This is a genomic window from Streptomyces sp. NPDC096013 (genome assembly GCF_044763565.1).
Lineage (GTDB): Bacteria > Actinomycetota > Actinomycetes > Streptomycetales > Streptomycetaceae > Streptomyces.
In genome coordinates, this window is sequence record NZ_JBIWGK010000039.1 from 1 (window position 1) to 7,478 (window position 7,478).

At 68.5% G+C, this 7,478-nt stretch carries 7 protein-coding genes; 5 read left to right on the plus strand and 2 right to left on the minus strand.

The window, feature by feature from the left end:
* Positions 1-260 precede the first annotated feature (260 nt).
* Positions 261-686 (plus strand): cold shock domain-containing protein, encoded by a 426-nt coding sequence (locus tag ACIRB1_RS46980; RefSeq protein ID WP_403470110.1) that lies wholly within the window; start codon positions 261-263, stop codon positions 684-686.
* On the opposite strand, the gene ACIRB1_RS46985 is transcribed toward ACIRB1_RS46980, so the two are convergent.
* Complete coding sequence (locus ACIRB1_RS46985; protein ID WP_403470104.1) at positions 581-1,483, minus strand: hypothetical protein; 903 nt, start codon at positions 1,481-1,483, stop codon at positions 581-583. The two genes, ACIRB1_RS46980 and ACIRB1_RS46985, sit on opposite strands and share 106 nt — an antisense overlap.
* Before the next feature lie 279 nt (positions 1,484-1,762).
* Positions 1,763-2,176, minus strand: coding sequence for a hypothetical protein (locus ACIRB1_RS46990; protein ID WP_403470105.1), 414 nt, complete (start codon positions 2,174-2,176; stop codon positions 1,763-1,765).
* Positions 2,177-3,524: 1,348 nt separating this feature from the next.
* Between ACIRB1_RS46990 and ACIRB1_RS46995 the strand changes: the two genes are divergently transcribed.
* From ACIRB1_RS46995 to ACIRB1_RS47010, 4 genes are all read left to right on the plus strand, one after another.
* Positions 3,525-3,788: a hypothetical protein gene (locus ACIRB1_RS46995; RefSeq protein ID WP_403470106.1), complete on the plus strand. Its 264-nt coding sequence runs from the start codon at positions 3,525-3,527 to the stop codon at positions 3,786-3,788.
* The gene (locus tag ACIRB1_RS47000; RefSeq protein WP_403470107.1) at positions 3,788-5,623 is read left to right on the plus strand and encodes a hypothetical protein; all 1,836 of its coding nucleotides are present in this window, start codon (positions 3,788-3,790) and stop codon (positions 5,621-5,623) included. Before ACIRB1_RS46995 ends, ACIRB1_RS47000 begins: the two co-directional genes overlap by 1 nt.
* 496 nt (positions 5,624-6,119) lie before the next feature.
* Positions 6,120-6,482 carry an STAS domain-containing protein gene (locus tag ACIRB1_RS47005; protein ID WP_403470108.1) on the plus strand — a complete coding sequence of 121 codons (363 nt, stop codon included), beginning with the start codon at positions 6,120-6,122 and terminating at the stop codon, positions 6,480-6,482.
* A gap of 210 nt (positions 6,483-6,692) precedes the next feature.
* Positions 6,693-7,088, plus strand: a complete 396-nt coding sequence (locus ACIRB1_RS47010) for an ANTAR domain-containing protein (RefSeq protein WP_403470109.1) — start codon at positions 6,693-6,695, stop codon at positions 7,086-7,088.
* Positions 7,089-7,478 lie beyond the last annotated feature (390 nt).

Genomic DNA, 7,478 nt, shown 5'->3' on the forward strand with positions numbered 1-7,478 from the left:
TCACCGGCCTGAACGACCCCAGCGCCGACCTCCACGGCAAGCTCACCGGCGAACTCGCCGCCAGCCACTGACAAGGCACACAAACAGCGTGAGGACCCCGGCAGGCGCCGGGGTCCTCACGCTGTTCCGTGGTGGAAGCTTCGATGGTCAAGCCCAGCAGCAACCCCAGACTGACAACGCAGCAAGCACTTCACGCTTGACTAATGAGGACCTCGGCAGAGGAAGGGGAACCGACGAAATGCGGCTCGTGGGGTGACGGAATGCATGGGAGGAATCAGCCGCGGCCGCCGCGTGTCCGTCGGCGTTCACTCCGTGCTGCGTTCCCAGGTTGGGAACGCGGGACCTGCTTGGGGATCTTGGGCTGTTCCTGGAAGGTGAACTCGGTGGCCAGCGCCAGAACCGACGTGTTCGTCCACTTCTCCGCGGTCCAGTCGGGGGGCTACTGCGCTCTGGAGGAGGACCCGAAGGTGGAGTTCGAGGTCACGGCGGGCCCCAAGGGCCCCAGGCCGACAACGTTCAGGTCGTCACCTGACGAGAACGGCGGTCCTGGGCCGGCCGGGCCGGCCCAGGACCGCTGGGATCAATTGGTGCAGCCGGTGACTGGGGCGGGACCCGCACACTGGTCGGGCTGGTTGCCGGTGACGGAGCCGGGTACGACGGTGGCCTTGGCCCCTTCGGTGTTGTAGATGCCGCCGCCCTTGTAGGTGTCCCAGGGGTCGGCATCCAGGGGGTACTTGGGCTGTTGCGTGGTGCGTACGATCTTGTTGCCGGTGATTTTGGCCTGGTCCTCGACCGTGAGCGTCCCTTGGTTCCACACTCCGGCCCCGGTGCCGCCCACATGGCTGCTGTGTGCCGCTCTGTACGGGGTGTATGTGGTGGTCGTGGCGTACTTGCCGGCCTCCGACTCTGTGCCGCCTCCTGCAGGGTGGTCGATCATGCTGGTCGACACGGCCCAGTTGGTGATCTTGGCCTGGTCGCGCATGTGCACGGTGGCTCCGCGGGAGATGACCAGTCCCCCACCTTCACTCCGCCACGACACAGCCTTGCCAGTGCCCCGCAGCTCGGTATCCCCGAGCAGGTCGACCGTGGCATCTTTCTCGACCGTCATGTGCGCATCGCTGCAGTGCATCTTGACGTTCTTGAACGTGAAGTGAGAGCCGACCGGCACCCTCACGCACCTCGCCGGCCCGGCCAGAGTCAGGTCCTGCAGGGTGATCCGTGCAGTGCTGGTCAGGGGCCTCAGTACCGCCTGGTCCTTCGTGCGGCCCCGGAGAGTCGCGCCGTGACCGATGATCGTCCGCCCGCTGGGAACCGAGAAGTACTTCTTGTTGCCCGGGTAGGTGTAGGTGCATCCCTCGGCCAGGTGCACCGTGACGGGCTGCCCGAACGGGGCCGTTTTGATCAACGCCTTGCGCAGTTCCTGCGCTCGTTTCGTACCGCACCCGACCTTGACGGTCTTGGCCTCATCAGCGTTCGCCTGCACGGGGAGCGCTGCAGCTGCGAGTACCGCGGCAACGGCTCCTGCCGCAGCAAGAATTCGACGCATTCCTCTACCTCACCTCATCTGGCGGACCACGCGCCCGCCCACACCGGCGACCCCGGCTTCACCGTTGATAAAGATCAACAAGCTGAAAGGTCACCAGCCGACGCGACGGCGTCCTTAACGCGACAGTTGGCCAGGCTGGCCAGATAGCGTGCTCAGTCACACGTCGGCGTACGGCGGTCCACCGGAAATCTCCGTATCTCTACGCGGGATCACCACCTACCAACGGCCACGTTCCAGCAGGTCAAAGCATTCCGTCGATTGCCCAGGAATAGCTCCAGTCACCAATACGTACCTGGTACCAGCTGCCCGCCGCGCGGGCAGGATCTGCTGATCGAGAACGAGGCGCGCCTGCCGTTCGGACGCTCCGATGTCGGCGGCCACTTTGGCCAGGTGTTCGTCGACTTCGCCGGGGACGTGCGCGGCGATGTACGGGGTAGCACGGCCGGTGACGGCCAGCGCGGTGACCCGGTCCTGCCGCCCGCCGTTCTTGGCCAGGGCGCAGGCTTCGACCAGCAGCGCGTTGGTATCGAGGACGGGCAGCAGCATCCGCCGGGCCAGCACCATCGGATTGAACGCCGACCCGGAGGGGATCAGCACGGGCGGCGCCGCATCGGCACGGTCGAACGTCATGGATCAAGTGTCGCCACTGGCACTGACAACCGGGCAGGATTTAATGGCGCGCCACCTGCCTGAACGACCGGCGGGAGGAACTCTCGTGGCATCGGGGTCAGCTGGACCACGGCCGCGTGGCCCTCGCCGGGCAGAGTGCGCAACGCAGCGGTGACGGCAGCACATTGACGCGCCACGTCGGCACCAGGAACCCGGCGCGCCCGCAGGGCGATTGAGTTCGTGCTGCCGCGGTGGTCCCCTCCCTGTCCCGGTGGAAGGAACCGTCATGAGCGGCTCCCGGGCACGAGGCAGTGGACGTTCGGCAGCAGACATCCCGTCATCCTGTCCGCCCCCATCAGCCTCAGCATCGACCTGCGCGCACGTCGACGAGGCTCAGGGCGCTCCCGGGACTGCTTGGGGCGTGGGCCGAACGAAGACCGGGTGATGGCCCTGGCCATCTCCACCGCGGCCCGCCTCGGGGCCAAGGCTACGGCGCGTGATGTTCACGCCCGCGAGCGTGACACATCACGACCGCGCTGACCCGCCCGTCATCCTGCCGAGGGGACGACTTGCGCTGACCGCCTCGAACAGGACCTGTCCGCGCTGCGCTGGCCTTGCCCCGGCGTCCGTGTCGGCCTCCGCTCCGGATGCCAGCGCACCACCCAGCGGCGTCCTCGCCTATCCGCAGGAGTCCGGTCCGGATTTCCCCGGCTTCCTTTCCGGGCAGCCAGTAAAGGTTTTCGCTGGAGAAGAAATCCTCTCTCAGGAACGTCTTTTTCATTCCGGATAAATACCTGAGGTCCGGGACACGTGAACGGTTAAGGATGATGCGAGGGGGCTCCTGCCGGTAACAGGAGCCCCCTCTTTTCCCCGTACGGCCGGGCCGCCGCGCCCAGGAAGACAGGACGGTGCTGTCGGGGTGTCGCCAGGCAACGTTGTCAGCTCATCATTATGCGGTCCGGGATGCAAGATCAAATGGATGTTCCGGACGTCCGGAACACGTCCGGAACACCATAAGTGCAGGTCACAGTGGTTTCCTGTGAGTGCTTGGACTATGTGGCCGTGGCGGTTCCCGTCGGCTGGGACTTCGCCTCCGGGCTGCCCGGCGGCCGGACGGTCCCGTGGGAGGCGGGTCGGAGGCGAGTCGGGAATCAAAGCCAGAGCGGCCGGAAAATAAGAACACCGGTCAGCCGCTGACCGGGATTGTCCGGTTTGGAATTTCCCAGGACGGCCGCTTGATCCGACGGGAAGATAGCTGTGAAGCTTTCGGTGTTCGCTTCATTTGCTCCGCAGGACGGCCGGTAACCGCGGCGGAGCCTCATGTGCCGGCGATGTCATGCCGCGCCCAGGAAAGGCAGGGGAATTCTCCATGTCGCATCGTATGTATTGCACGGACAGGCAGCGAGGACAGACGGGGTCGGCGGCAGGGCGGGCGCTGTGCGCCGCGGACCTGACAGCAGGCCACCGGGTCGGCCTCTTCGTGCTGGTCGTGGTCGTCGTCACCGTCGGCACGGCAGGAGGCCAGTCGGCCGCGGGCATCCTCGGTGTCGTCCTGGCGGCCGGTGCCGCGGCGGCCCGGATCGCGTCCTGGCTGGAGGGCCAGCACACCTCCGTGTCCGAGCAGGGCTTGTGATGGCCCCCTCCCCCGGCGCGGCGCCGGATCCGCTGCGTATCGCAGACCAGCGTGAATTCCGTCAGGCGCTCCGGCAGCTGCTGACGCACAAGGACCTGACGTTCGAGGAGATCGACCGGAAGACCAACGCGTCGGGATCGAAAAGGCTGTCCAAAACGACCGTCCACTCCAAGCTGAAAAACGACCAGCTGCCCGAGTGGGAGTTCGTCGAGAATCTCGTCACCGCCTGCGACGAGCCAGCGGACAAGGTGGCCGACTGGCACACGGCCTGGACCGCCGTCAGGGACGGCAGCGCTCCGGTGAACCCGGACGCCCCGCCAAGCAGCACCCCCGTAAACAAACAGCTCAGGGCCCGCCGCGAGCCACTGCGTGCTCTCTCATCACGGCTGGGGAAGCACAAGCGGGGCCTGATCGCCTGCACGGCGGTCCTGGCGCTCGTCCTCGGCGGTGTGGCCGCCTGGGACTATCACCAGCGCGACCAGCACTGCGGCACGTCCAACCCGGACCTGGTGACCGGCTCCGACGGCGAGTGCACCGGCATCACCGACGGCAGCGACGGCTCGGACATCTTCGGCCGCGCCCTCGCCCCGGTGCTGACCGCCATCGGCGCGGAGAACAGCAACGTCACCAGGTCGGACAACTACGTGACGGTGGCGTTCCTGGCACCCATGACCGTGAAGGACACCTCCAAGGACCTGGCCATCGGCCAGTACGTGGCCGAGATCGAGGGCGCCTACACGGCCGTCGAGCAGCAGAACCGGCAGAACAGCTTCCCCAAGATCCGCCTGGTGCTGGCCAACATGGGCGACGGCGAGGCGCAGTGGAAGGACAGCGTGGACCGGCTCAAGGCGGCGAAGAGCACCAGCCGCCCGGTCGCCGTGGCCGGTATGGGACTGAGCCGGCAGGAGTCCGTGGACGCCGCCCGCTCGCTCAGCACGGCAGACATCCCCATGGTCGCCGACCTCATCACCGCGGACGGCTTCGACACCACCGGCACGGTCGACGGCAAGGGCCCCATCAACGGGCTCGTGCGCATCACCCTCACCGACTCAACCCAGCTGACCGTGCTCGGCAAGGAACTGCCGGGCACTCAGCGCTCCGCGGCCCTGGTGCGGACCTCGGTCACCCCCGATGGCACCACCGACTACTACACCGAGTCCATCTACCACGGCTTCCAGACCGTCGACGGCCTGCGCCAGCACCTCGACCCCGGCGCGGACTTCAGCTTCGACCCGCGCAGCGGACCGGCAGCGATCCTGCCCACCATCGGCCAGAACATCTGCAGCACCGGCACGTCCATCGACACCGTGTACTTCGCCGCCCGCGAGAAGTACCTGCCCGACTTCCTCACCGCACTCGGCCGCCGCAGCTGCCACCGCCAGCACATCACCGTCGTCACCGGCTCCGACGCCGCAGCCCTCGACCCGAAGACGCGGGCGCTGCACGACAAGGACGCACCCCTCACCGTCCTGTACGCGACCTTCCCCAGCTCCGCACAGCTCAGCAGCGCCTCGCGCCCCGACCACAGCCTCTACAACGCCTACACCCAGGCCTTCACCGCCACCCACCACGGCCGGCAGTTCCCGCCCGCCGACGCCACCCACGGCTATTGGGCCGTCCTCGCCTACGACGCCATCACCACCGCCGCCACCGCCATCCACAACGCCGCCTCCCCCACCGGCCCCACCCCCAACTCCTACGCCGTACGCGACCAGCTCTACGCCCTGCCCGACAAAGCCATCCCCGCCGCCACCGGCCGCTTCGGCATCGACACCACCGGAAACCGCACCACCACCCCCACCACCATCCACCGCATCAACACCCCCACCACCTGACAACCACCCACACCACACACCGCGGGGCCCGGACCAACCAGGTCCGGGCCCCGCACCACTGACGGCACCGACCGACAAAACAGCACCGTCAACCCGCCGACACCCTGGACGGCGCGGCCCGAACCAGCGCGCCAGCGGGGCCGACACCCTGCGGTCGCGGTGGCTGGAACACGGCACCCGGAACGGACCCTGCGATGACGCCCCCCTCCTCCCCCGGTCACCGAACCCGCCCCCCTCCGTGCGGTTCGTCGACACCCGTGCCTGAACCCTGCCGCAGTGACCGTGCCAAGGCGGTGTCGTTGAACACGGCACCGCGTCGTCCCACTCCCACGAGGACGCGACTGAGCCCCGGGCCCGGCCGCCCGGGGCTCGTGCTGCCCGGCCCTTCTCCGTCAGCCCGGCGCATGCCGCACCGCACAGGTATCCCTACCGGGATTCCGGGCAGGCTCCCGAGGCGGACCGTCCGCGCACAACCCAGAGGGCTGAGGGAGCAGCAATGACGGACACCGAACACACGACGGCAGCCGGCGGGCTGTCGGCCGTGACCGGCGAGCGCGACGGGATCCGCGTGATCAGCCTCGAAGGGGAGATCGACCACCACAGCGGTCCCGTTCTCCAACAGGCTCTCCAGGCGAGCGCGGACCGCGGGCCGCGCGTCGTCATCGACCTGAGGGGTGTGCGGTTCATGGATTCCAGCGGCATCAACCTCCTGCTCGCCGCCCACCACGACCTCACCGCAGCCGGCGGATGGCTGCGCCTGGCCGCTCCCAGCGCTGCCGTGCTGCGCCCCATCCGGCTCGTCGGCATCGATGCCGTCATCGAATGCCACCCCACCCTCCCCCACGCCCTCCACCCCTGAACCCGGCCCCGCCGCCGGGCTGAAGGAACAACTCCTCGGTCCGCGCGAGCATGGCTGACGGGTCACCGGATACCCGGCCCGGACGGGGTTCGAAAGCGCAGCCCCCACACAGGGGCCACGCGGCCCGACGTCACCCGGCCGCGCGGTCCCTGTGTTGCGGGCCGGCCAGCCCGGAAGGATGCTGAAAGCCCGTCCGGGCAGACGAAACCCATGACAGCCCCTTATGCGCCGCGCTGGGACGGCGAACCGATGAACCCTCCAACAGCCCCCACAGCATCCGGCCCCAGCACCAACCCGGCCACCACCACCGCCGCCGCCACTCCGGCCACCGCCACAGCCAAGGCGCTGCGCAACGAGGTGGAACGGCTGCGGGCGGAGAACGAGCAACTCTCCGAGGCCGTTGCCGCGCACGCAGTCGTCGACCAGGCCATCGGCGTACTGACCGTGCTGGGACCCATCGCGCCCGCCGACGGCTTCACCGTCCTGCGGGAGATCTCCCAGCACACCAACACCAAACTCCACCAGATCGCCGCGCTGCCCGCAGACCTGGCCTCAGAACTCCAGGCCGCCCTCGCCCGCCACCACCAGCCCGCCACACCCCCGTAGCGTTCCGCGGGCACGGCTGTGTGCCCCGCTCCGGGACTCAGCGGTGGATCTGCGCGCAGGGAGCGCCGTTGGTGTGGCGGAACTCAACGCACTGCCATGTGCCCGCCCAAAAGCGGCGGCCCAGTTCCATTCGACATGCGCACCGCGCCGTACGTGATGGGGGTGGCGTCCGTCCAGCGGGTCAGGGCCCGCGCCGCTCACCGCGGCCGACGGTGTGGAGAGGCGTGCGCGGGAGCGGCGGTCACGGCGCGGGGGGCATGGCTGCCGCCCTGGTCACATCACCTGCCGGCCCGCTGGGTCTCCGCCTGGATCGTCGGCCAGGACCACAGTGGTCCGGATGCGTTTGCCGACCGGCTCTCGGTACATTTCGAAGCTCCGGCACGTCGCCAT